Here is a 21,521-nt window from a genome sequence, read left to right as displayed (position 1 = left end):
CTAGCCAAACAGCTTTTCGGGGAGCCACAGCGCGATCTGCGGAAACGCCACGACCAGTGCCAGGCCCGTGATCTGCAGCAGGATGAACGGCACCACCGCCTTGTAGAGATCCACTGTGGTGATCTCGGGTGGCGCCACCGAACGCATGTAGAACAGGTTGTAGCCAAACGGTGGCGTCAGGTAGGCAGACTGCATCGCCAGGATGAAGACCACGCCAAACCACACCGGGTCGAACCCTAGGTTGGCGACGATCGGCACGAACAGCGGAATGGTGATGAACATGATCGACGAGTCGTCGAGGAACATGCCCAACGCGAAATAGGTCAGCAGGATCACGCCGAGCACCAGATAGGGCCCCATGCCGGTATCAGCGATCAGATCCTCGACCACGCGCCCGGCGCCGAGGCCGATGTAGACCTTGGAGAAGATCACCGCCGCAACCATGATCCACATCAGCATGCCCATGATGCGGGCCGTCTCGTGTAGCGCGCTCTTGACCACCTCGCGCGACAGGGTGCGGTAGGCTGCGGCGCACACCAGGCTGCCGGCGGCGCCGATGGCTGAGGCCTCGGTCGGCGAGGTGATGCCGAAAAAGGTGAAGCAGAGCACCGTCGCGATCAGCAGTCCCGGCAGGGCCAGCGAACGAAGCGAGGCCAGCTTGCCAAGCCAGTCTACGCGCTCGGCCTCATCGATAGGCGGGCCGAGGCTAGGATTCAGTCGGCAGCGGATGCCGATGTAGATCATGTACAGCACCGCCAGCAGCAGGCCCGGGCCGATACCGGCGGCGAACAACTTGCCCACCGACTCGCGGGTCAGGAAGGCGTAGAGGATCATGGTCACGCTGGGCGGGATAAGAAAGCCCAGCGCTCCGCCGGCCATGATGCTGCCGGTGACCAGACGCTTGTCGTAGCCCCGCGCCAACATCGCCGGCAAGGCGATCAATCCCAGGCTCACGGTGGCGGCGCCGGTCACTCCGGCCATCGCCGCGATGATCGCGCAAATTAGCACCGTGCCCATGCCCAGGCCGCCGCGCACGCCGCCCATTAGCTTGTGAATCATCTGGAACAGCGCGTCGGTGATGCCCGAACGCTGCAGAATCAGGCCCATGAAGATGAACAGCGGCAGCGCCACCAGCACGAAGGTGTTCATCACTCCGAATGCGCTGAGCACCATCATGTCCAGCGAGAACGGCCCCCACAGCAGCCAGGCCGAGCCGGTACCCACGATCAGTAGCGTCCAGGCCAGCGGCGTGCCGATCAGCATCAGCACCAGCATCGCACCGAACATCGCGAGCGTCGTCGCACCAGGACCGAGATCAAGTAACATCCCAGACCTCCTCATCCACCAGGGAATGACCCAGTACGCGGCAGAAGCTTTCCAGCCAGCCAGCGACGTGCTGCAGCAGCAACAGGCACACGGTGAGCGGGATGACCGCCTTCAATGGCCATAGCACCGGTGCCCAGGGGCTACGCGACGACACCTCGCCACGCTCCCAGGACTGCCAGGCGAAATCCCACGACACCTCGAGCAGCACGATCAGCGCAGCGATCAGCAGCGCTCCCGAAATGCAGTCGAGCACGGCGCGGCCGCGCGGCGGGAACAGGTTGTAAACCACATCGACCCGCACGTGGCCATCGTGGCGCTGGGTGTAGACGCCGGCGGCCAGGCAGAAGGCACCGTAGATCATGGTCGAGGCCTCGTGCGCCCAACTGGTGGGCGAGGAAAAGAGGTAGCGCGAAGCTACCTCCCACACCAGTACCGCGATGATGGCTAGGTTCGCCCAGGCAATCAGACGACCGAAGGCGTCCATGGCGCGGCGCTGCCAGCGTAGCCAGTGGATCAGCCAGGTCATTGCAGGCGCCCCGAGGTCGTGGCCATGTCACGCAGCATCTCGATGGCCTTGGCATTGCGATCGCTGCGCGCGGCCTCCTCGTCCCACAGCGCCTGAGCCGACTCGGTCAACTGCTTGACGTCCTCGTCGGGCAGCGAGTGCTGGACGAAGAAATCCTTCTGCAGGGTGTTCCGCGTCCCGGCCTCGAACCAGTCGTGGTGGCGCCGCGCCAGGTCCCGCGCAGCCAGGCTGACGACAGTCTTGAGATCTTCGGGCAGCTGGTCCCAAGCCCGTTGGTTGACCAGGAGGTTGTCCACATAGCCCGGATAGAGTAGGCCCAGCTCGGTGTAGTGCTCGGCGGTCTCCTGCAGCTTGAGCAGCTCGTAGTCGAAGGCCCCACCGTAGATCACTCCGCCGATGGCGTTGGTGCTCATCGCCACGTAGAGCTCTTCCGGCGGCAGATAGACGGTCGGCACGCCGAGCGGGTCGAGCACTTCGGCGAGCGTCGAGGTGGCGCGGATCTTGATCTCGCGCATGTCGTCGAGCGATTCTACCGGCTCCTTGGAAAGCAGCTCGTAGGGGCCACCGAAGACCGGTGTCAGATAATGCACGCCTCGCTCGGCGTAGGCCTCATCGAGCATGTCGCCGAAGCCCAGCTCGCCCCACAGGTAACGCACGTCGTCCAGCGACGTCCAGGCCAGCGGCAGCCCTGCTTCGATGCGGCCCAGGTCGAAGTTGCCGGCCCAATAGGCGCCGTGGCCGTAGGCCATCTCGATCAGCCCACCACCGGTGGCAGCAAGCAGCTGTTCGTTGGGGACAAGTTCGCCGCCACTGAACAGGGTGATCTCCAGGCGACCGTCGCTCGCTTGCTTGACCTGCTGGGCGAAAGTCTCGAACAGCTCCGCGGTTTCGGGGCCAGTATAGCGCTGCATGCGCCAACGGAACTCAGGTTCCTGCTGGGCGTACGCCAGGCCGCTGGCAAGGGAGAGGGTCGTCGTCAGTCCCAGCACGGCGCCCAGCTTGGAGAGAGAGTGGGGCCAGCTCATCGGTTGCGTTGTCATGGGATCTCTCGCGTTGTTGTAGTGAATGTCCATGGCACCTCTAGGAGGCGTCTTGCGTTGCCCGACAGGCGTCGAGCGTCTGATGAAGCCGTTGCGGATCGGCGCCGTCGCGACGCTGAATAACCACCAGCCGCGAGGTCGCATCCGCCGCATGCGCGGTCGTCGGTTCAAAGCGGTGGCGCGGACCGACACCGTGCAGCCGGTACGGGCGTTCGCGGCCGGTGAGCCACACCGTGCCCTTGAGACGAAAGACGCTCGAAGGCAGCTCGTTCAGCCAGCGACGCAGGGCCGCCGCTTCCAGCGGGGTCTCGCTGGTCCAGTGCCAGGTCGTGAAAAGCCCCGCGTGCCGCGGCACCACCGCGTCATCCACGGCGTGGGCCTTGTGCTGGCCGGGCTCGAGCAGCACCTCCGGCGGCACGCGACCGTACTTCGCGGAGAGCCGGCGCACGCCAGGCGGCAGTAGCGCAGCCAGGGCGTCGAGGACAGCCGCAGACGCCAGGTCGATCTTGTTGACGACGACGATATCGGCGGCGGCGACCTGCGCCCGGGCGAGCATCGCATAGTCACCCTCCAGCGCAGCATGGTGCTCGGCGTCGACCACCGTGACGACGCAGTCCAGTCGCACCCGGCCGGCGAGCTGCGGGTAACCCAGCGTCTGGACAATGCGCTGCGGGTCCGAGACGCCGGAGCACTCGATGATCAGCTGCTCGGGGGGATCGGCCAGGTCGGCGAGCCCGGCCAGTTGCGCCAGCAGATCGGATTGCACGCTGCAGCAGATGCAGCCATTGGCCAGGCTGTAGACGTTGTCCACGATCTCGCCGACGATCTCGGCGTCGATGTCGAGCTCGCCGAAATCGTTGACCAGCACCGCCACGCGGTGCCCGCTCAGTTCGCCGAGCAGGTGGTTGAGCAGCGTGGTCTTGCCGGCGCCGAGAAAGCCGGCGACCAGGGTGACGGGAATGCTCATGTCGCCTCCACCTCCGGGGCTTCGCCCCGCCAGCGCGCGGTCATGTGCTCTGCCGGCCACCGACTCAATCGATCATGCACCAGTTGACCGTCGAGGAAGGTCAAGTCGACCTTGGTGCGATGCAGGTAGCCCCGGGACGCGGCGGCGAAGGGGTCGCGATCGAGCACGATCAGGTCGGCCAACTTGCCCACCTCGAGACTGCCAGTGTCGTGCTCGGTCCCCATGGCGTAGGCCCCGTTGAGCGTCGCGACCCGCAGCGCCTCCTCGAGGGTGATCGGCTCGCCGAAGCGGGCCGGATCGTCGCTCCAAGGATTCTGTCGAGTGACCAGGGTCTCCAGCGCCAGCCATGGGTCGATCGAGGCGACCGGCCAATCGGTACCCATCGCCGCGATGCCGCCGGCGTCGATCACGCCACGCAGGTCGTAGATGCGCCGGAGGCGCTCGGCCCCGTAGCCGGAGCGCGCCCCGCTGGCATAGGGCGTGGGATACCAGGCGGCGGGCGAGAACTCGGCGATGACGTCGAGACGCTTGAAGCGCGCCAGATTGTCGGCGTGCAGCAGCGTGCTGTGCGCGCACTGGTGGCGAATACCCGAGAAACCATTGCGTTCACGCGCCGCCTCCACGGCATCGAGGAACACGTCCGAGGCGGCGTCGCCGGTGCAATGCGCAATGACGCGAATGCCGCGGCGGTCCATGTCGCAAACCATGTCGGTCAAATGCTCCGGCGTCAGATTGAGCTTGCCCCGCCACTGGGTCTCCCCCGGCCACGGCGACAACAGAAACGACGAACGCGGCTCGACGGTACCGTCGAAGTGGAACTTGACCGCGTTGGCGTTGAGCCGACGGCTGCGATAGTAATGACGCTCGCCGGCGAGCAGTTCCCAGCGCCGGCGCACCGGGAAGATATCGTCCTGCCAACTGATCGCCGCCTCGACGCGCACCGTCAGTTCGCCGTCGTCGTCGAGCGACTTGAGAGCCTCGAGGCGCTGCTCGCAGACATGCACGTACTTGCTCGCCGTCACGCCGCGTGCGCTCTGGAAGCGCACGCCGTCGCGGTAGGCCTGACGCAGTACCTCGACCGGGGTCGGCGGCATCGCCGCATGCACCATCGCGTAGGCGCCATCAATCAAGAGCCCCGTCGGTGTGCCGTCAAGCGAATCGCGCTCGAGGTAACCATTGCGCGGATCACGGGTCGCGGCTTCGATACCGGCCAGTTCCAGAGCCTTGGAATTGGCCATCATGGTCCCCCACATGCGATCCATCAGGGCCACCGGACGATCGGGCATCACGCTATCGAGCCACTCGCGACCCGGCTCGAGACCCGCCTCGCGGAAGGTGTAGCGCACCCAATACTGGCCGTAGATCCACCCATCGCCGGGATGCGCCTCGGCATAGGCGTGAATCGCCCGAGCCACCTGAGCCGGCGTGGGATCCTCGATGCCAACGTCGAGATCGTCGGCGTAGCGCGGCGCCAGGGCCAGGTCGGGATGGGTGTGCATGTCATGCAGCCCGGGCATGGCGAAGGCGCCATCGAGATCGTGCACCCGCGTCTGCGGTCCGATGAACGCCTCGACCTCGCCGCGCTCGCCGACGGCCAGCAACCTGCCTCCGCCGATCGCCACCGCCTCGGCCCAAGGCCGTGCGGGATCGACGGTATAGAAGCGCCCATTGACCAGTGCCAGGTCCGCCTGGTGAGGCGTCTCTTCTGAGTGAGTCGAGGCGTAATCATCGAAGCCGCGCATCAAGTTCCACTCCATTGTGCTTGTCGTTGCAGTGGAGTATAAAAACGCTTGAGCATCATCTAACTAGCATTACATGACAAAGAGCTAGCATTTTATGACAATCGGCGCGACGACCACCGCCCCGCCCTTCGACCTCAACTACGCCGCGCGTCAACTCTACGGTCGCTTCTTGGCCATGGCTGAGGCCAGCGGCAAACGCGATGACTCGCTGATGGCGTTGATCCAGGGGCTCAAACTGCCGCGCGACGCCGCCGACCACGGCATGACCATCAGCCTGACGCAGTACTTTCGACTGCTTCAGGAGAGCGCGCCGCTGCTCTCCAGTGAGCATTTTCACCTGCGTCTGGGCCACAGCTACGACATCTTCGACCTAGGCATCCTCGGCTACGCCTTGATCAGCGCCTCCAACCTACAGCGTTCCTGGGACATCTCGCTAGGACGCTGGGGCGCTGGCCTGCTGCCACATCCCTTGAGAACGCAACGGGAGGTCAACGAGCGTCACGCCAAGCTGCTGCTCGTCGTGCCGGCGATGAGCGCCTCGGCACGCGACGCCTTCTGTGACGAGTGGCTAGCCGGCACTTGGCGCTGGATCTGCCAGCGCCTGCCCGAATTGACGTCGGACACACACATGGAGGTACACTTTCCTTATGCTAGGCCCGGCGATACCAGGCTATATCATGAGATCTTCCCAGGCCGGGTAGTCTTCGCCGCCTCGCAACCGGGCCTGTATGTGCCGGTCGAGTATTACCGGCGGCGTTTCTCGTCGGCCAATCCCTCGGTATCCCGGCTATGCAACGAGTATGCGCTGGAGGCCCGCGACAAGCGGCAAGCCCAAGCCTCACTGGTCGAGGATGTGCGCTATTACCTGGTGCAGAACGCGCGCATTCCTTTCCCGACCCTGGAACAGACGGCGGTGCATTTCCGCCTGCCACCGCACACGCTGCGCCGGCGACTGAGGGAACAGGGACGCACCTTTCGCCATATCAACTACGAGGTCAGGATGAGATTGGCCAGACGCTATCTGCTGGGCAGCGATCTCAGCGTGCAGGAAATCGGATTTCTGGTGGGCTATGAACAGGCCACGAGCTTTCATCGCGCCTTCGTGAAATGGTTCGGCCAGACGCCCCTGGCGCTCCGTCAAAAACATTGGGCTGACGGTTGAGAGCTTTCCCCGAATGCGACTCGGGGCCCTTGAAAGGAGCCCTGGGCCGCACCTCCAGCCCTTCAGGGACGCTCCCGATGAATAACCTACAGAGAGATCACACCTAGCGGTGGAGTCAATACGCGGCAACACGCTGGGCCCTGTAAAAGACGAGGCGATCCTGTTCCAGAGCAACGACATCAGCCAGTGGCTGCAACTGGCGCTGGCTGCCGATACGTCCGTTGCTAGAGCTGTTGGGCGAACCCAACTTCTCTTTTCCTAGCATCCTGCTAGATGCACTACGGCCTGTGTAGCTCAGTAGGGAGCGCTTTCGAAGGAGTGGAGCAACGCGGCAGAAAACACTATCCAACGGCATCCAGGTCGTACCTAAGAAAGCCAGGCACAAAGTATGGGCTGGAGTATGGGTTGTGAGGATATAGATAAAGAAAAAGCCGCTGATTTCTCAGCGGCTTTTCTCAGAATTCGTGGCGGAGGGGGAGTCTGCTTTCATGCTTTTTTAATCAGCGACTTATGAAGCCTATATATACATACCCAACATTAAAGCCAACATATACGATGATCTCCTATGATACGCCATGGTAGGGGCCGGCCACGGCGTCGGAGGTATAGCCACGCCTGCCGGCTGACGGGGTTTTGTCCATGCGGGGCACTCTCCGACTGATCCCCGTCCAGCTACTACGGTCCAGGCAGGCTCACATGCCGAGCCCTACCCGATGAAAGTGCAGCAGGCGTTCGTCCGTGATGCGTCCCATCACCTGGGCTTCGCGGTTCTCGTGTATCCACCAGAACAAAGCCATCCATCCTCACCGTTGTCCGATTCTCGGACATCAGCGCCAGCAACATGCCCCCAGACATGCCCCCTTACGCGAGAGCTTGCGGCTGGCGACTCGAACGCATCCGGCATCCTGTTTGGTCGCGGTTCAAAGCTCCTCGGCGTTCATCCCGGCACTGATCACCACGCTGCCGGCGCGCACGCGGCCATAGACCAGCGGCACTGGCAGCCCTTGGGTCGAGGTGTTCACAGGGCCATCGAAGAGGAAAGACGGCCGCTGATCGGGGCGCTCACGGTTGCCGTAGTCGCTCACCTGGGGCGAAGGGGCCAGCATCTGAGAGGCCCCGCCCAGAGCGAGGCCGACGCCTGCTTTGACCATCCAACCCTGCTTCGTATAGAAGCCGACCGCGGCGATGACGACGCCGGCAATGGTCTGGAAGATGCCATCGCCACCGGCACCGGCCACGGCCGGCATCAGGTGAAGCTCGCCGGCCGCGCCCAGCCCAACCGTCAGATCGTTCTCGCTGAGCGATTCTCCGTCCTCGAGCGAGCCACGGATGACGTGCCAGTCGCCGGCGCGAATCGCGGCGTCGAAGCCAGGCAGTTGGATCGACAGCGCGCGCACCGCCTCGGCCGGGTCGCGAACATCAAGCGAGAAGGATTCGCCAAACTGTTTGGCCAGCGCGCCGTGTAGATGGATCGTCTTCATAGGTGCCTCGCAATAGCCATGCTGATTCGGGAAGGGGTGCGCCGAGGTAGAGGGCGACATGCTCCTGTGCGGCCTCAATCAGCGCCGTGATGTGGGCGTCCTCGGCGGTATCGTCCACGCGGAGATACGCTTACGCTTCGTCCAGGGTAATCATCAGACTTGCGACACGGTGACGATGGCTCGATGCCAGTTCATCGCAGAGGCGTAGCGGTGGGCGCGTTCTTTCAGCTCCTCGGGATCTCGCCCGCAAAGGGTGGCCATCACCCGCGAGCGGTTCACGATCTGGGCTTCATAGGTGGGCGCGGTCAGCGGTTCGTTCATGCGTCATTCTCCTTGTTCGGTTGCCCCCAGCACGACAGCGCCCAATCTCCCGGACGGGTGCGGAGGTGTTGATCGCCGTGCTCGTCCCATAGGCGCTTGAACTCGTCATCGCCGATGGTGCTGTGGCCGCAGCCAACGTCGAACAGGGCTTGAATATGGGCCGGCAGGGCCGATTTCCGGCGTCCTCGGCGTGTTCTGGTGGTAGGCATCAGGCAATCCCCGGCGGGCGGCCTGGGCCGTCTCTCAGCGGCTCCAGGTCAAGATTCATGGCCTTGAGGGCGGCGAGCATCTGCGAGCGGGAATCACGCTCCCCGTTCAGCAGCGGATGGGGCTTGATCTGCTCGAAGCGGTCCACGATCGACACCCCGTCGCGGGCAATCGCGGCCTGGCATTGGCGCATCCGGTCGAACGCCTCGAGGGCGGTTTGCAGCAGCAGTAGACCGGCCTCGTCGTCGATGCCGTACTCGTCAGCCAGCTTGCCCCACCAGGCGCGGGCCTCATCGCTCAGGTGCTCTGGCGCGGAATTTTTCAAAGCGGGCACTCCATTTGATGAAAGCGAGACTTCGTCGGCGGTCTGGGCCGGGTCGCTGTGGAGGATCCGACTACCCCTCCCCCTTGCTGCCTCGTCATCCAGATACAAAAATCCCGGCCATTTCCCGCCAGGCCAACGCATGCCGGCCGGGTAGCATGCGAGGGTGATTACCCTGGCGGGCGCGGGATGCAGGCTGTCAGACGGACCTGCATGCGCCGCTACCAGCTTGACCCCGTGGGCTGGTGGCCACGTCCAGGTCATACGCTCACGCGCCCCGCCTGGCCCGGGTCATTCCTTACGCGACCGGGATGGTGAACTTCTGCACCGCGGTCGGAGCCATCACAGCCAGGCCGGCACGCAGCTCGGCGCGCCCGGTGATGACGTTGGTGGTGAAGCCATCGCCGGAGTAGTTGAAGGCAAAGCCAGCCGACATGCGGTCGAGCATCACGGTCTGCGCCGGATCCATCACGACGACCGTGCCCTCGGTCATGGCGGAGGTAACGACGGCAGGCACGCCCCAGACGTTCGGGCCGGCGGGGGAATCCCAGCCGGTGGCCACATACTCGCCACCAGAGGTGCGCTCGCTACGGATGGTCTGCCAGTCGTTGGGGTGCAGCAGCACGGCGCCGGGCATCCAGCCAAGGGACTCGAGGTGCGCGATGGCTTCCCCGATGGCGTCGGCACTCGCAATGCTGGCGGTCGGGGTGAAGGCGGTCGCCTCGGTCAGCAGGCCGCTAATCTGTCCGGTTCCACCAGCGCCCGCGACAATCTCGGCCTCGAGCTTCTGGCGAACGCCATAGACCAGGCGGGATTGAATGAACTGCGACAGCGCCGGGGTGTCGGCCAGCACCTGCTCAGAGGCATGCAGCACGGCCGCAATGGTGGCGATGTTCGCGGTTTGCAGCGCGGTCGGCATGGCCTGCTCGGCCTTGGCGTCACCCTCGGCCAGCTGGTAGGCGGCAGCGTCCACGAAGCCGTCCAGCGAGACGAACTCAAAGCTGTTGGTGCTCACCTGGATGGTCGGCAGCAGGTCCAGCAGGGACAGGCGGCGGCGCGGGTCGTTGAAGACACCCGTGGCGCGGTTCGGTTGGACGTTAAAGGCATCGTCACCGTCACCACCTGCATCGCCGACCACGGCCTTGATGCTCGCGTCACTCGGCACGATCACCGACTTCACAGAGCGGTCGCGCAGGGCTTGCAACTTCTCGCTAGTGGCCACGGTGGTAGACACAGACTTCTGCCCGGTCTGGCCGAAGCCGGCCGGGGTGCCGTTCTTTTGGGCCAGCTCGTCAATCTGGTCCTGCATCTTCTGGTAGTGCTCATTGAGCCGGCCGTTGAACTCGTCCAGGGCGTTCTCTACCAGCTGCACATCATTTGACTTGGTCATTGCGGTGTTTCCTGTTCGGCTTGGGTTGGGTGCTCGTTCCCCAAGTCGCGGCGAGACTCGCTCACGCCTGAACTCGCAGGGTCGCCACCAGCGGCCGAGCCAGCCTTGCCGGTGGTTTCGGCAGGTGCGGCATCACGCAGCCCTTGCCCTTGCTGAAGTCCAGCGGCATCGCGCGGCTGGTCTTCGTCGATCTGTTCGGCCAGGTCCAGCAGGTAGCGCCGGCCCCGGCCAAGAATCTCGCTCATCGTCCCGCCTTCGCTCTCTAACTCACGGCGCAGTCGATCCGTGCGCGCCTGTCGGCAGTGGCGGTCCACGGTGTCGTTCATCACCAGCACGCCAGCAGCCAGGGTGTCGCCCTGGTCGGCAGCGCCCTGGAGCAATCGGTAATAGTTCGCCACGGCGGCCTTGCTGGGCTTGGTATTGGGTCGGCCACGCGGGCGGCCTGGGCGGGTATCAGTCATGGCAGGCATCAGACTGTGGATTTATACAGTCAATGTTAGTCGATAAAATCGAATGCATCCAGCGATTAATGTGCTATTTATTCAATTAAATAGAATAGATGGGCGGCTTACAGACGGTGGCGGTGATCTCGTACAGCAGGAGGCCACGCCTGGGGGCCATGCTCAAGGTGGCGCCTTGGACTGCGAAAACGCCTACGGGATGCGCCGGAGGGATGGCTGCTCTTGCTCCTTGCAGCCCCGACCACGGATGGTCAGCCCCGGCGCTTTCATTCACCCCTTGATGCGGGCGTCAGTCCAGCGGGACCGGGCGGCTTCCAGCGCCTCCTCTGGCGAAAGCAGCCGATCCCGCGACACCATGGTCATGGCCTTGCCGCCGACGATCACACGCCAGCTTCTTTGCCGGTCGCTGTTCGCCGGGGACAGCTCTCGCAGCAGATCGGCCTTGTGTGACTTGATCCAGACGCGGGCCTCATCGGTGATGTTCTCGGAAGGCCACACATAGAGGCGCCCGCCCGGCATTGGCTCGGCGTGAAGGTCGTGGGCTCGGAGGTAGTCGAGGGCAGCCATCAAAACTCCTCCCCGTTCTTTTCGCTGGCATGGGGGGATCCAAGTGGAACATTGGAACAATTCTTTATTTTCAGTGGCTTAGCATCGAATCCATCTGGAACATCGACCCCCTGTGTTCCACTTCCAAAACCATCTAACTGGCTGTTTTCATTGGAATGTTCCATTGTTCCACTTGGAGAGGGGGTGCCCGGAGAAAGATACCTCTGGAACGCGTCCTTGAAGTCAGCCAGCTCGTACCCGCGCTTGTTCGTTTCCCCGATACGCAGCCGCTTTGACTTGATGCCGAACTCGACCAGCTTGGCCGCCACCTGACGGTCAGTGATCGGCTTGCCTCGATTCCACGAGTTCCAGGGGGCCTCTGGCGTACCGTGCAGCGCCTCCACGAGCGAGGCAGTATGGATACGCTGAATCATTCGCTCATCGAAGACCGACTTGATGTCCTTCAGCAGCTCGGTCCCGATGTCCGACGCCTGATCCTCGTCATCCATCCTTGCAACGGTGATGGCGACCACCTTGACCCGCTCCGGCCACTCTCCGCCGATGGCCTCGGCCACTTGCTGCAATGGCTCCCAGTTGTCGGCAGCACGGTTGCTCAGACCAGGAACGGGCTTTGGCCGGCACGCTGCCACGGTTGGGGCTAGATCCTCGTGCAGACGAGCTAGCTGCCGCTGTAGGCGGTCACGCAACTCGGGCTCCATGAAGCGGATATTCTCCGCCGACTCGTCGGGCATCTTGCGGCGAAGCTCCAGGCGGATCGACCGACTGGCGAGCGTGCTGGCAATGCTGCCGATACCGCACAGCGCCTTGGCTCCCCATGTTGCGAACCGCTTAGGCTCGTGGTCATCCCCCACCACCCGGATGATGAAGCCATTGCGGCGATGTCCTGAGTTGAGCACGCCCCTGGCGTCTTCGTTATCGCGCAGGAAGGTATCCACCTCGTCCACCAGCATCGTCGGCTGCCACTTGTCCATGGACCGGAACAGCGCGGCGGGACTGATCCCGTCGCACTTGAGCGGCTGGAAGACGAACGTTTCGAGGAACTCGAGCAAAGTGGACTTGCCGCAGTTCGGTAGCGGCGCGGTAATGTTTGCGATGGGCGCGACATGCACCTCGTCAATGAACCAAGTGAAGGTGATCCATAGCGCAGCCGCGTCGGCCACTTCTGGCTCACAGACCACGAAGCGCCGCAGGGTGCTAGACAGCTCCCTGACCAGGGCGGCCCCGTCTACTGGCTCCGCCCATGGCTGAATGGTCGGGAAAAGCTGGTCACTCTCCCCGCTACCCATGGTCCGCGTCAGCTTGTCGAGTTCGCCAACCTGCACCCTGGCTTTCTTGGCGGCTGCCCTGACACGCTGCCAGTCCGCCGGGCTCTCCTGGCGGATGGCGGTGATGTCGTCAAGGATGCTCTGCTCGAATAGTGCGCCTGGGTCATCTTCCAGCCGTGAGATGGCGGCCTGTACGCGCTCGAGGCGACCGCCCTCCTGCTGGTGCTGATCTACAAGGCTGTCCAGGTAGGCGATGCCTCGATCCTCAATGGAAGCGGCTGAAGTCATACCCCACCTCCTCAGCAGCGGCCCGCAGGCGGCCAGCAGCCGCCATCAGGCGTTGACGATCATTACCCGACAGGGCTACTCCCTTGGCGGCCTCCTCCGCCCCGAGAGCGGCGATAAGCGCCTCGTGAGCCAGTGACGCAAGCACGTCACGAGGAACCCATCGCTGGCTTGGCGATACCGGCTTGCTCCAGGTGTCGCGCTCGCGTCGGGGGAATAGGTCGGACAGCTCCATACCCACGGCGGCCACGATGTCGGCGGCACCGCACCCGGTCCAGCAGCGGACCAGGATCTTGCCGTCATCAGCCAAGCGGATATTGAGCGAGGGGCGGCGGTCGTCATGCGCTGGGCAGCAGGCTACCCAAGCATCACTCCGGGTCTGCTTCACCTTATCCAGCCGAGCCAGCAAGGCATGCACATCGGCGGGGCCGGTGCTAACATATGAGGTGCCTGCATTACCCTTGAGCGCCTGCCCCTGCCGGGGGGCGGGCGTTTTCATTGGATCGACCATTCGCGCCCCTCCATCTTCTTCGCCAGCTTCTCCAGGCGCTCGGCGTAGCTCATGAGCGCCCACAGTCCGATGGTTGCCCTGCCAGCGCTCTCGGCACGCTGCAAGTCGTCGCGGATTTCAGCAGCCAGCAGGGCGATTTGATGCGCGTCCTCAGTCATCTGCGTCCCTCCAGCCGAAGGAATCCAGCTCGGCGTCGAGTTGACGTTTCTCGGCGTCAGTCACCAGGCCACGGTCGAGCGCATCGGCGGGCAGAATGAAGGCGCCCAGCTCCTCGAAGTAGTAACGGACTGAGCCTTCACGCATGTCACGGTGCAGGGCGGTCGGCATCATGATTTTCCCTCCCCGGCTTTCAGCTTCCGGGCGGTGCTATCAACCAGCCGCTCGAACTCTTCATCGCTGCCCATCACCTCGTCGCGGAGGTAATCGGCGCGTTCGTCCAGGGTCTCGGCGGCAAGCTCCAGGGCGGTCAGCAGTCGGGAGCGGGTGATATGGCATTCCGCGACCTCATCGGATCGCAGGGCCGCCACGATGCCGGTGATAGCCGAGGAGGCACGGCCCATGGTGCGGGCATCGCCACCGAAGGCGGCGCGGTCGAGGTTCAGCTTATCGACAGGGCTCATGACGCCACCTGGCCGGCAGTGCGGGCTTCCAGGCGGCGAGCCTTGGCCATGTGCGCGTTGTAGCGGCGCAGACGGACGCGGGCGCTTGAGTCGGAGAAAAGGGCAGCGCGGGCCATCGCTCGATGCGCGGCGGCGCGTGATTTGGACGGATTGAGGGAGGGGAATCGCATGGGTGACGCTCCTTTCGTTGTGGAGCCGTCCCCGGATGCGGCCAAGCATCGGATGGGGGCGGCTGTACGCGGGTTGGCCGACCGGGACGAAAGGAACCCGGCACGCCCGAAGGCGTCCCACGCACAGCCACCATGACGCATGGCAGGCACAAAAAAAGCGCCTGACATGGCTGGGGCGCTTGTGCGCCTTTCGTATTCCGACCGGCCAAGGTCGGCCGCCGATTTTGCGGCAGCGAGGTAAGAATAGCCGGGGGCGAGGATGAGCGTCAACATCAGGCAGCACCCCGCTCGGCTTCCCATGCCTCGATGTCTTCAAGTTTCCAGCGGGTGCAGTTGGAGGACAGCTTCACCGGCTTTGGAAAGTTGGTTTCTGAGTCCCGACTCCAGCGCCAAATGGTCGGCACTGAGGCACTGTAGCGGGCGGCGAGTTGTTTAACGGTGAGGTAGGTCATTGATGATCTTCCCGTGTTGCGTGAGTACGGGAACGATCATGTCGGGTTACGGGATTAGCCTCGCGGGGGCATTTCGCAAGTATTTTTGTAGACTTAGCCCCCGGCAAGTGCTCGGCGGATCAGGTCGCGATGATCCTTAACGGTCGGTATAGCGACCTCGATGATCTGGTGGAAGTGTCCGCGATCGCTCGTGCCGACGATTATGCAATGGTCGCGGCAAACCCTCGCGACCTCCTGAACCAGCCACAAATCGAAGCGTTGGCGATCTCCGGGTCTGGGCGCATGTTGCTCGAGATAGGTGTCAGCAAGGGATTCCAGCAGCAGCAGCAGCTCCTCCGGTTCGACCAGGGCGATTTGCCGACACAGCTCCGGCGGCAAGGTGCCCTGGTAGACCATCGCGCTCGATTGCATGGCATCAGCCACTTGAGGCGGTAGGGATTTGCACAACCGGCGAGCCTTGGCGAGCGTGTCGCGGTATCGCTCCAGCTCGATACGCTGCTCCCTGGCGGTCAGGTTAGTAGCTTCCTCCTGCCGGCACAGCTCGCTATAGGCGCAAGCGCGATCAATTTCATCGGCTAGGCCGGCAGGGTCGTCAGGTCGTCCAGAACGCCACCCCTCGAACATTTGCTCTAGTTGCTCGCGGCGGGTTTTACTTAGCGGCAACGCTCCATAGCTCATGCTCTCACCTCGCCAGCATGACTTCATGATGTTCATGACTTCGGTTCGGCAACTTTCTTTTGCCGTATCGGGGTGATGTTCTCGCCCTTGGCCGGCTTGGTGTCAATGAAGTCTGCCCACTGCTTCATGAGCGTCGCCCGCTTCTCCAGCAGGTCGCCACGCCGGTAGGCGGCTTCCACGCCGTTGGCGATGGTATGGGCCAGGGCCATCTCCGCAACATGGTGCGGGGTGCTGGTGCGCTCGGCGGTCCAGTCGCGGAAGGTGGAGCGGAAACCGTGGACCGTCACCTTGTGCCCCATGCGCTTGAGCACGGCACCCATGGCCGCGTCGGACAGCTTGCCGCCCCTGGGCGCGGGGAACACCAGGGCGTCGTCTTCGCCCCTTGGCAGCGACTCCAGCAGCCGGACGGCGGGCTTCGACAGCGGGACTTGATGCTTCTTGCCGGCCTTCATGCGCTCGGCTGGAATGGTCCATACCGCCTTGTCGAAGTCGATTTCCGACCAGACGGCGCCACGGGCCTCGCCGGAACGCACAGCCGTGAGAATGACGAACTCCAGGCACCGGGCGGCCATGCCCTGCCGCTGGCGAAGGTCGGCCATGAAGTCGCGGGTAGCGTCGATGTCCAGGGCGCGGTGGTGCTCCACCTTGGCGATCTTGGCCGGCGCCGGCAGAATGGCGTCGAGGTTATTCTTCCAGGCGGCCACGTTCGGGCCTTCACGGTATCCATGGGCGGAGGCCCACGACAGCACGGCCTCGATGCGCTGACGAACTCGGGTCATGGTCTCTGTCTTCTCGGACCAATGCGGCTCCAGCACCTCAACAATGTGCGCCAGCTCGATGTCGTCCACCCCCATCTTTCCGAGGATCGGGAAAGCATAGGTCTCCAGGGTGGTCTCCCATTGCTTGCCGTGCTTCTTGTTGCTGGCCTCTTTCTTTTTCTTGTCGATCACCTTTCGGGCGCACTCCTCGAAGGTGATGGCCTTTGCCTGGGCGGCCAGCAGGGCACTACGGGCGGCCTGGCGCTCGGCTACCGGGTCGATGCCCTCCTCCTTGATCTTGCGCTTGATCTCCAGGGCGTACTCCCTGGCCTTGGCCACGGACACCTCCCTGGCGCTGCCGAGGCCGATGTCCCGGCGCTTGGTGCCGACCATCGTGCGCAGAATCCACGAGCGGGCGCCGCTTTTCGTCACTTGCAGGTGCAGGCCCGCCGCGCCCCCGACCGAATAGAAGCCAGGCTCCACGAGCCGCTTGATCTCCAGCGGTGTCAGCGTCTTCGCAACTCTCGGCATCTATCCCCCAACTTCCTACCCAACATAAAAAGGTGCCATTGGATGATAGTAGGCGATTCGGCGTGATACAAGCGAATAGGCCAGGAATGGCGCAGTGGCGGGGCTCAGACACGAAAAAGCCGCCCCGGAGGGCGGCTTAATCTTGGTGTTCTGGCGGAGGGGGAGGGATTCGAACCCTCGAAGCCTTTCGACTTACACACTTTCCAGGCGTGCTCCTTCGACCACTCGGACACCCCTCCGCATTTTGGCTCTCGAACCGTTTGGCTTGCTGCCTTTGCCTCGAGAACGGGGCGTATATTATCCACTTAAGTCCGTGTACGCAAGTGGTTTTTTCGATTTCTTGCGGATCGGGCCGACGGCTCAGCCTGCCGGGCGCACGGCGTAGTCGCCGCGGGCCTCGAGGCACAGGGTCTCGCCGCAGTACAGGCGCTGCACCAGGGCGATGCGCCCCCTGCCCCGCTCCGCCAGCTGCTCCTCGAGGCGAGCCGGGCCGTCCTCGCTCTCCGGCGTGCAGACCAGCCGATAGTCGCCGGTCACCGGCGCCAGGAAGCGCTGGCTGGCCTCGGCCACCACCACGTCGCGCTCAACGCCGTGTCGCCGCAGCCAGAGCGTGGCCCAGCACCAGCCGAGCAGCGTGGTCTGGGCGGTCAGGGCACCGCCGAAACCGGTGCCCTTGTCGTTGAGGCTCGGGGCGATGGCGAGCCGCCATTCCAGCGCCTCGCCGTCGCGCCGCATGGCCTCGACGCCGAGATGCGCGGCCAACGGGATGGCCTCGCGCAGCCAGGCCAGGAAGGCCGCCGGATCGTCTTCCCCGCCGGCCGACGGCAGCGGCAGGCGGGGATGAGGAACGCCGAGCTCGCGCATGCTCAGCTCCAGCGTTCGACGAAGGCGTCGAGGTCGTGCTCGGGCACCGGGCGGTGGCGGCCGCCGACCTGCCCCAGGTAGAGGAAGCCGACCAGCTCGTCCTGCTCGGCCAGGCCGAGCCCTTCGCGCACGGTGGCGTCGAAGGCGTACTTGCCGGTGCGCCACATGGCGCCCAGGCCCTGGGCGTGCGCGGCCAGCAGCAGGCCATGGGCGGCGCAGCCGGCGGAGATCACCTGCTCGACCCGCGGCACCTTGGGCTCGTCCGGCGTGACCCTGGCGACCACGGCGATGATCATCGGCGCGCGCCTGGGCTTCTTGCGCGCGCCCTCGAGCACGGCCTCCGGGGCATCGGGGTTCTCGGCCCGCTCGGCCTCGGCGAACAGCTCGCCGAGGCGGTCGAGCCCGTCGCCCGAGAACTCGATGAAGCGCCAGGGGCGGAGCTCCTTGTGGTCCGGGGCGCGCAGCGCGGCCCGATACATCGCCTCGAGCTGTTCCGCGTCGGGGGCCGGGGCCATCAGCTTGCCCATGGAGCTGCGTTGTTGCAGCAGCGTCATCGCATCCATCGGTGTCTCCTTGCCGAGGTCAGACGAGAAAGGTTCTCGATACTCTATCAAGCCGCTCGATGGCTGTCGCGCCGGGCCGGGCGGCGAGACACGCCTACTGCCGCGCCAGGCCTACTGTCTCGCCAGACGCAGGGGCGTCGGCGGCTGCTCGCCGGGGGTGCCGCGCCAGGGGCTGATGTCGAGGCCGCCGCGGCGCACATAGCGCGCCAGCACCAGCAGCCGCTCGGGGTTCGCCCGTTCCATCAGGTCCATGAAGATGTGCTCGACGCAGTGCTCATGGAAGTCCTGATGCTGGCGATAGCCGATCAGGTAGCGCAGCAAGCCGTCACGGTCGAGGCGCGGCCCGCGGTAGCGGATCATCACGCTGCCCCAGTCGGGCTGGCCGGTGACCGGGCAGTTGGACTTGAGCAGGTGCGAGTGCAGCGTCTCCTCGACGATCTCGTCATCCGTGGTCAGATGCTCGGCGCTGGGCGTGTAGCCCTCGACCTCGATGTCACGCTCGTCGATGCACTCCCCCGGCAGGCGGCGCAGGGCGAGCGCCTCGTCGTCGACGCCGAACAGCTCCACGGCCACCGGCGCGCCGGCCGCGGCGGAGAGGTCGCGCGCCATGATCGCCCGGGCCTCGTCCTGCGAGGCCAGGCGGGTCTGGTTGAAGCTATTGAGGTAGAGCTTCCAGGACTTGGACTCGATCAGCCGCGGCGACTCGGCCGGCAGCCGGAAGCGCGCCACGGCGACGATCGGCTTGCCGCGGGCATTGAGCCAGGAGACCTCGAAGGCGTGCCATTCGTCCTCGCCGACGAACGGCAGCGCGCGCTCCTCGATGCCCAGCGGCGCGCGGTTGGCGGCGCGGGCAATCGGGTACAGCAGCCCGGCGTCGTAGTGCTCCGGGTAGGCGGACTCGCGGCCCAGCGGGGCCTCTGCGAGCGTCTCGGGTCGTTCGTGTGCCATGGTCAACTCCTGATGCCCTTGCCGTTGTTGAGCATCCACAGGGCGATGCCGAACAGTACCACGATGAAGCCGAGGATGGCGGTCAGGGCCCAGCCTACGGGGATGTCGGAGACGCCCAGGAAGCCGTAGCGGAAGACGTTGACCATGTAGAGGATCGGGTTGAGCATCGAGGCGCCCTGCCAGAAGGCCGGCAGCAGCGAGATCGAGTAGAACACCCCGCCCAGGTAGGTCAGCGGCGTCAGCACGAAGGTCGGCACGATGGAGATGTCGTCGAACTTCTTGCCCAGCAGCGCGTTGATGAAGCCGCCGATGGCGAACAGCGCCGCGGTCAGCACCACCACCCCGATGGTCAGCAGCGGGTGGGCCACGTCGATGCGGGTGAAGAACAGCGACACGCAAGTGACGATGACGCCCACGCCCAGGCCGCGCGCCATGCCGCCCAGCACGAAGCCGGCGAGGATGACCCAGTTGGGCATCGGCGAGACCATCATCTCCTCGACGCTGCGCTGGAACTTGTTGGAGAAGAAGCTCGAGGCGACGTTGGAGTAGCTGTTGGTGATCACCGCCATCATGATCAGGCCGGGCACGATGAAGTCCATGTAGCTGTAGCCATCCATGGCCCCGATGCGCGATCCGATCAGGTTGCCGAAGATGATGAAGTACATGGTCATGGTGATCGACGGCGGCAGCAGCGTCTGCGGCCAGATCCGGGTGAAGCGGCGGATCTCCTTGGACACCAGCGTCCAGAGGGCGATGGCGATCTGGGTGGCGTTCATGAACGGGCCTCCTGGTCGGATGTCGCGGTTTTCTGCCCCTCTTCCACCATGGAGACGAACATTTCCTCGAGTCGGTTGGCGCGGTTGCGCATCGAGACCACCTCGATGCCCTGCCGGCCCAGGGCGTCGAAGACGTCGTTCAGGCGCTGGCCGCGATGGACCATCACCGCCAGCTGGGCGTCGTCGGACTGGCGCACGTCGAAGCCGTCGATGACGGGTGCGTCCTCGAGCGGATGCGCCAGGTCGAGCAGGAAGGTCTCGGTGTCCAGCTCGGCGAGCAGGTCACGCACGCTGGTGTCACGGATGATCTCGCCGTGGTTGATGATGCCCACCCGCCGGCACAGGCTCTCGGCCTCTTCCAGGTAGTGGGTGGTGAGAATGATGGTGGTGCCTTCCTTCTCGTTGATGCGGCGCATGTACTCCCACATGCTGCGGCGCAGCTCGATGTCGACCCCGGCGGTCGGCTCGTCGAGGATCAGCAGCTTGGGGCGATGCATCAGGGCGCGGGCGATCATCAGCCGGCGCTTCATGCCGCCGGAGAGCATGCGGGCGCTGCCGTTGCGCTTGTCCCACAGCCCCAGGTCGCGCAGCAGTTCCTCGGCGCGCGGCAGGGCCTCGCGGCGCGACATGCCGTAGTAGCCCGCCTGGGCCAGCACGATGTCGATGACCTTCTCGAACTGGTTGAAGTTGAATTCCTGGGGCACCACGCCCAGATGGTACTTCGCCTTGGCGAAGTCCTTGTCGATGTCGATGCCGAAGATCGAGACCTTGCCGGCGGTCTTCTGCACCAGCGAACAGACCACCCCGAGGGTGGTGGACTTGCCCGCACCGTTGGGGCCCAGCAGGGCGTAGAAGTCGCCCTGCTCGACATCGAGGTCGATGCCCTTGAGGGCTTGGAAGCCATTGCCGTAGACCTTGGTCAGGCCACGAATGGACAGCGCCGGTTCGGCCATGAGCAGTCCTGTGTACTTGGATGAATGTCGTCGAAGGCCCACTACTATGGGGGCGATTCCGCCAGGTTCAATCGCTGGCGAACGAGTTGGGCCGTTTGCCGGGAGGCAAGCGCTTGCGGCACGGCGAGGAAAGACGCCTATCGACAGACGCCAGGGGCAGAAAAACGACATCCCGGGCAGGCGCATTGGGCCGGACCGGTGATCAGAGAAGTGCTTAAGACAATCTGGAGCGGGAAGAGAGATTCCCTGGAGGCCTACTGGAGCGGGAAACGAGATTCGAACTCGCGACCCTCGCCTTGGCAAGGCGATGCTCTACCACTGAGCTATTCCCGCTTGGAAGGGAGTACTGCGTAGTGGCGTCCCATAGGGGGTTCGAACCCCTGTTACCGCCGTGAAAGGGCGGTGTCCTAGGCCACTAGACGAATGGGACGCAATCATTGCTCTATGAGCAAATGGAGCGGGAAACGAGATTCGACCGGGCTGGCGCACCAGCTCGCGACCCTCGCAGGCCCTACTCTAAAACCCATCATCCCGAAGGAAGATGGAGCGGGAAACGAGATTCGAACTCGCGACCCTCGCCTTGGCAAGGCGATGCTCTACCACTGAGCTATTCCCGCAGCTTTCGCATTGTCAAA

The 21,521-nt window shown here is 64.4% G+C and carries 26 protein-coding genes and 4 tRNA genes; 1 reads left to right on the top strand and 29 read right to left on the bottom strand.

The window, feature by feature from the left end; translation table 11 throughout:
* From UYS_RS0213335 to UYS_RS0213315, 5 genes are read right to left on the bottom strand one after another with little or no spacing between them, the layout of a single operon-like run.
* Positions 1–1,326 carry a TRAP transporter large permease gene (locus tag UYS_RS0213335; RefSeq protein ID WP_026068549.1) on the bottom strand — a complete coding sequence of 442 codons (1,326 nt, stop codon included), beginning with the start codon at positions 1,324–1,326 and terminating at the stop codon, positions 1–3.
* Complete coding sequence (locus UYS_RS0213330; protein ID WP_016856014.1) at positions 1,316–1,852, bottom strand: TRAP transporter small permease subunit; 537 nt, start codon at positions 1,850–1,852, stop codon at positions 1,316–1,318. Before UYS_RS0213330 ends, UYS_RS0213335 begins: the two co-directional genes overlap by 11 nt.
* Positions 1,849–2,892 carry a TRAP transporter substrate-binding protein DctP gene (gene dctP / locus UYS_RS0213325; RefSeq protein ID WP_026068548.1) on the bottom strand — a complete coding sequence of 348 codons (1,044 nt, stop codon included), beginning with the start codon at positions 2,890–2,892 and terminating at the stop codon, positions 1,849–1,851. Before dctP ends, UYS_RS0213330 begins: the two co-directional genes overlap by 4 nt.
* A 40-nt stretch (positions 2,893–2,932) precedes the next feature.
* Complete coding sequence (locus tag UYS_RS0213320; protein ID WP_016856012.1) at positions 2,933–3,859, bottom strand: CobW family GTP-binding protein; 927 nt, start codon at positions 3,857–3,859, stop codon at positions 2,933–2,935.
* Positions 3,856–5,601: an amidohydrolase gene (locus UYS_RS0213315; protein WP_016856011.1), complete on the bottom strand. Its 1,746-nt coding sequence runs from the start codon at positions 5,599–5,601 to the stop codon at positions 3,856–3,858. Before UYS_RS0213315 ends, UYS_RS0213320 begins: the two co-directional genes overlap by 4 nt.
* A gap of 94 nt (positions 5,602–5,695) precedes the next feature.
* On the opposite strand from UYS_RS0213315, the gene UYS_RS17430 reads away from it, so the two are divergent.
* Positions 5,696–6,763, top strand: a complete 1,068-nt coding sequence (locus UYS_RS17430; protein ID WP_016856010.1) for an AraC family transcriptional regulator — start codon at positions 5,696–5,698, stop codon at positions 6,761–6,763.
* Positions 6,764–7,683: 920 nt separating this feature from the next.
* Here the strand turns inward: UYS_RS17430 and UYS_RS0213300 are convergent.
* The 24 genes from UYS_RS0213300 to UYS_RS0213195 all read right to left on the bottom strand — a co-directional run bounded on the left by UYS_RS0213300 (position 7,684) and on the right by UYS_RS0213195 (position 21,503).
* Positions 7,684–8,244 (bottom strand): tail assembly protein, encoded by a 561-nt coding sequence (locus UYS_RS0213300; protein WP_016856008.1) that lies wholly within the window; start codon positions 8,242–8,244, stop codon positions 7,684–7,686.
* A complete protein-coding gene (locus tag UYS_RS19080; protein WP_156821625.1) occupies positions 8,183–8,362 on the bottom strand; it encodes a hypothetical protein in 180 nt (59 codons plus the stop codon). Before UYS_RS19080 ends, UYS_RS0213300 begins: the two co-directional genes overlap by 62 nt.
* Positions 8,363–8,397: 35 nt before the next feature.
* The gene (locus tag UYS_RS18540; protein WP_016856007.1) at positions 8,398–8,565 is read right to left on the bottom strand and encodes a hypothetical protein; all 168 of its coding nucleotides are present in this window, start codon (positions 8,563–8,565) and stop codon (positions 8,398–8,400) included.
* A 208-nt stretch (positions 8,566–8,773) separates the two neighbouring features.
* Entirely contained in the window at positions 8,774–9,106 is a 333-nt protein-coding gene (locus tag UYS_RS0213290; RefSeq protein WP_420319340.1) for a hypothetical protein, read from the bottom strand.
* A gap of 286 nt (positions 9,107–9,392) precedes the next feature.
* Positions 9,393–10,484: a phage major capsid protein gene (locus UYS_RS17425; protein ID WP_016856005.1), complete on the bottom strand. Its 1,092-nt coding sequence runs from the start codon at positions 10,482–10,484 to the stop codon at positions 9,393–9,395.
* Complete coding sequence (locus UYS_RS18535) at positions 10,481–10,945, bottom strand: hypothetical protein (protein ID WP_156821624.1); 465 nt, start codon at positions 10,943–10,945, stop codon at positions 10,481–10,483. The genes UYS_RS17425 and UYS_RS18535 overlap by 4 nt, the downstream gene beginning before the upstream one ends.
* 270 nt (positions 10,946–11,215) lie before the next feature.
* On the bottom strand, positions 11,216–11,512 hold the full coding sequence (locus tag UYS_RS0213275) for a hypothetical protein (RefSeq protein WP_016856003.1): 297 nt from the start codon (positions 11,510–11,512) through the stop codon (positions 11,216–11,218).
* Positions 11,512–13,065: a DUF3631 domain-containing protein gene (locus UYS_RS0213270; RefSeq protein WP_016856002.1), complete on the bottom strand. Its 1,554-nt coding sequence runs from the start codon at positions 13,063–13,065 to the stop codon at positions 11,512–11,514. Before UYS_RS0213270 ends, UYS_RS0213275 begins: the two co-directional genes overlap by 1 nt.
* Positions 13,043–13,573, bottom strand: coding sequence for a hypothetical protein (locus tag UYS_RS0213265; RefSeq protein WP_237738467.1), 531 nt, complete (start codon positions 13,571–13,573; stop codon positions 13,043–13,045). Before UYS_RS0213265 ends, UYS_RS0213270 begins: the two co-directional genes overlap by 23 nt.
* Positions 13,558–13,731: a hypothetical protein gene (locus UYS_RS18530; RefSeq protein WP_016856000.1), complete on the bottom strand. Its 174-nt coding sequence runs from the start codon at positions 13,729–13,731 to the stop codon at positions 13,558–13,560. Before UYS_RS18530 ends, UYS_RS0213265 begins: the two co-directional genes overlap by 16 nt.
* A complete protein-coding gene (locus tag UYS_RS18525; protein WP_156821623.1) occupies positions 13,724–13,903 on the bottom strand; it encodes a hypothetical protein in 180 nt (59 codons plus the stop codon). Before UYS_RS18525 ends, UYS_RS18530 begins: the two co-directional genes overlap by 8 nt.
* On the bottom strand, positions 13,900–14,193 hold the full coding sequence (locus tag UYS_RS0213250; protein WP_016855998.1) for a hypothetical protein: 294 nt from the start codon (positions 14,191–14,193) through the stop codon (positions 13,900–13,902). Before UYS_RS0213250 ends, UYS_RS18525 begins: the two co-directional genes overlap by 4 nt.
* 442 nt (positions 14,194–14,635) lie before the next feature.
* The gene (locus tag UYS_RS18105; RefSeq protein ID WP_083868138.1) at positions 14,636–14,815 is read right to left on the bottom strand and encodes a helix-turn-helix transcriptional regulator; all 180 of its coding nucleotides are present in this window, start codon (positions 14,813–14,815) and stop codon (positions 14,636–14,638) included.
* 93 nt (positions 14,816–14,908) lie between these two features.
* A complete protein-coding gene (locus tag UYS_RS0213245) occupies positions 14,909–15,529 on the bottom strand; it encodes a hypothetical protein (RefSeq protein WP_016855997.1) in 621 nt (206 codons plus the stop codon).
* Entirely contained in the window at positions 15,526–16,782 is a 1,257-nt protein-coding gene (locus tag UYS_RS0213240) for a tyrosine-type recombinase/integrase (RefSeq protein WP_016855996.1), read from the bottom strand. Before UYS_RS0213240 ends, UYS_RS0213245 begins: the two co-directional genes overlap by 4 nt.
* A gap of 151 nt (positions 16,783–16,933) precedes the next feature.
* Positions 16,934–17,021: transfer RNA gene (locus UYS_RS0213235), tRNA-Ser, on the bottom strand.
* Between the two features lie 121 nt (positions 17,022–17,142).
* Entirely contained in the window at positions 17,143–17,646 is a 504-nt protein-coding gene (locus UYS_RS0213230; protein ID WP_016855995.1) for a YiiD C-terminal domain-containing protein, read from the bottom strand.
* A gap of 2 nt (positions 17,647–17,648) precedes the next feature.
* Positions 17,649–18,209, bottom strand: coding sequence for a nitroreductase family protein (locus UYS_RS0213225; RefSeq protein WP_016855994.1), 561 nt, complete (start codon positions 18,207–18,209; stop codon positions 17,649–17,651).
* Between the two features lie 111 nt (positions 18,210–18,320).
* Complete coding sequence (gene queF / locus UYS_RS0213220) at positions 18,321–19,157, bottom strand: NADPH-dependent 7-cyano-7-deazaguanine reductase QueF (protein ID WP_016855993.1); 837 nt, start codon at positions 19,155–19,157, stop codon at positions 18,321–18,323.
* A 2-nt stretch (positions 19,158–19,159) separates the two neighbouring features.
* Positions 19,160–19,933, bottom strand: coding sequence for an ABC transporter permease (locus UYS_RS0213215; RefSeq protein ID WP_016855992.1), 774 nt, complete (start codon positions 19,931–19,933; stop codon positions 19,160–19,162).
* Positions 19,930–20,886 (bottom strand): ABC transporter ATP-binding protein, encoded by a 957-nt coding sequence (locus UYS_RS0213210; RefSeq protein WP_016855991.1) that lies wholly within the window; start codon positions 20,884–20,886, stop codon positions 19,930–19,932. The genes UYS_RS0213215 and UYS_RS0213210 overlap by 4 nt, the downstream gene beginning before the upstream one ends.
* 258 nt (positions 20,887–21,144) lie before the next feature.
* Positions 21,145–21,219, bottom strand: a tRNA-Gly gene (locus UYS_RS0213205).
* Positions 21,220–21,240: 21 nt separating this feature from the next.
* A tRNA-Glu gene (locus UYS_RS0213200) sits at positions 21,241–21,316 on the bottom strand.
* Positions 21,317–21,428: 112 nt separating this feature from the next.
* Positions 21,429–21,503 (bottom strand) — tRNA-Gly (locus UYS_RS0213195).
* Positions 21,504–21,521: the final 18 nt, after the last annotated feature.

The organism is Halomonas smyrnensis AAD6 (genome assembly GCF_000265245.1).
Classification (GTDB): Bacteria; Pseudomonadota; Gammaproteobacteria; order Pseudomonadales; family Halomonadaceae; genus Halomonas; species Halomonas smyrnensis.
Note: the sequence above shows the minus strand (reverse complement) of the source record. Positions and strands in the feature narration are given on the sequence as shown.

Excerpts from the sequence above, each read along its gene's own strand:
- UYS_RS0213335 (WP_026068549.1), bottom strand. The coding sequence starts at position 1,326 with ATGTTACTTGATCTCGGTCCTGGTGCGACGACGCTCGCGATGTTCGGT.
- UYS_RS0213330 (WP_016856014.1), bottom strand. The coding sequence starts at position 1,852 with ATGACCTGGCTGATCCACTGGCTACGCTGGCAGCGCCGCGCCATGGAC.
- dctP (WP_026068548.1), bottom strand. The coding sequence starts at position 2,892 with ATGACAACGCAACCGATGAGCTGGCCCCACTCTCTCTCCAAGCTGGGC.
- UYS_RS0213320 (WP_016856012.1), bottom strand. The coding sequence starts at position 3,859 with ATGAGCATTCCCGTCACCCTGGTCGCCGGCTTTCTCGGCGCCGGCAAG.
- UYS_RS0213315 (WP_016856011.1), bottom strand. The coding sequence starts at position 5,601 with ATGCGCGGCTTCGATGATTACGCCTCGACTCACTCAGAAGAGACGCCT.
- UYS_RS17430 (WP_016856010.1), top strand. The coding sequence starts at position 5,696 with ATGACAATCGGCGCGACGACCACCGCCCCGCCCTTCGACCTCAACTAC.
- UYS_RS0213300 (WP_016856008.1), bottom strand. The coding sequence starts at position 8,244 with ATGAAGACGATCCATCTACACGGCGCGCTGGCCAAACAGTTTGGCGAA.
- UYS_RS18540 (WP_016856007.1), bottom strand. The coding sequence starts at position 8,565 with ATGAACGAACCGCTGACCGCGCCCACCTATGAAGCCCAGATCGTGAAC.
- UYS_RS17425 (WP_016856005.1), bottom strand. The coding sequence starts at position 10,484 with ATGACCAAGTCAAATGATGTGCAGCTGGTAGAGAACGCCCTGGACGAG.
- UYS_RS18535 (WP_156821624.1), bottom strand. The coding sequence starts at position 10,945 with ATGACTGATACCCGCCCAGGCCGCCCGCGTGGCCGACCCAATACCAAG.
- UYS_RS0213275 (WP_016856003.1), bottom strand. The coding sequence starts at position 11,512 with ATGGCTGCCCTCGACTACCTCCGAGCCCACGACCTTCACGCCGAGCCA.
- UYS_RS0213270 (WP_016856002.1), bottom strand. The coding sequence starts at position 13,065 with ATGACTTCAGCCGCTTCCATTGAGGATCGAGGCATCGCCTACCTGGAC.
- UYS_RS0213265 (WP_237738467.1), bottom strand. The coding sequence starts at position 13,573 with ATGGTCGATCCAATGAAAACGCCCGCCCCCCGGCAGGGGCAGGCGCTC.
- UYS_RS18530 (WP_016856000.1), bottom strand. The coding sequence starts at position 13,731 with ATGACTGAGGACGCGCATCAAATCGCCCTGCTGGCTGCTGAAATCCGC.
- UYS_RS18525 (WP_156821623.1), bottom strand. The coding sequence starts at position 13,903 with ATGATGCCGACCGCCCTGCACCGTGACATGCGTGAAGGCTCAGTCCGT.
- UYS_RS0213250 (WP_016855998.1), bottom strand. The coding sequence starts at position 14,193 with ATGAGCCCTGTCGATAAGCTGAACCTCGACCGCGCCGCCTTCGGTGGC.
- UYS_RS18105 (WP_083868138.1), bottom strand. The coding sequence starts at position 14,815 with ATGACCTACCTCACCGTTAAACAACTCGCCGCCCGCTACAGTGCCTCA.
- UYS_RS0213245 (WP_016855997.1), bottom strand. The coding sequence starts at position 15,529 with ATGAACATCATGAAGTCATGCTGGCGAGGTGAGAGCATGAGCTATGGA.
- UYS_RS0213240 (WP_016855996.1), bottom strand. The coding sequence starts at position 16,782 with ATGCCGAGAGTTGCGAAGACGCTGACACCGCTGGAGATCAAGCGGCTC.
- UYS_RS0213230 (WP_016855995.1), bottom strand. The coding sequence starts at position 17,646 with ATGCGCGAGCTCGGCGTTCCTCATCCCCGCCTGCCGCTGCCGTCGGCC.
- UYS_RS0213225 (WP_016855994.1), bottom strand. The coding sequence starts at position 18,209 with ATGGATGCGATGACGCTGCTGCAACAACGCAGCTCCATGGGCAAGCTG.
- queF (WP_016855993.1), bottom strand. The coding sequence starts at position 19,157 with ATGGCACACGAACGACCCGAGACGCTCGCAGAGGCCCCGCTGGGCCGC.
- UYS_RS0213215 (WP_016855992.1), bottom strand. The coding sequence starts at position 19,933 with ATGAACGCCACCCAGATCGCCATCGCCCTCTGGACGCTGGTGTCCAAG.
- UYS_RS0213210 (WP_016855991.1), bottom strand. The coding sequence starts at position 20,886 with ATGGCCGAACCGGCGCTGTCCATTCGTGGCCTGACCAAGGTCTACGGC.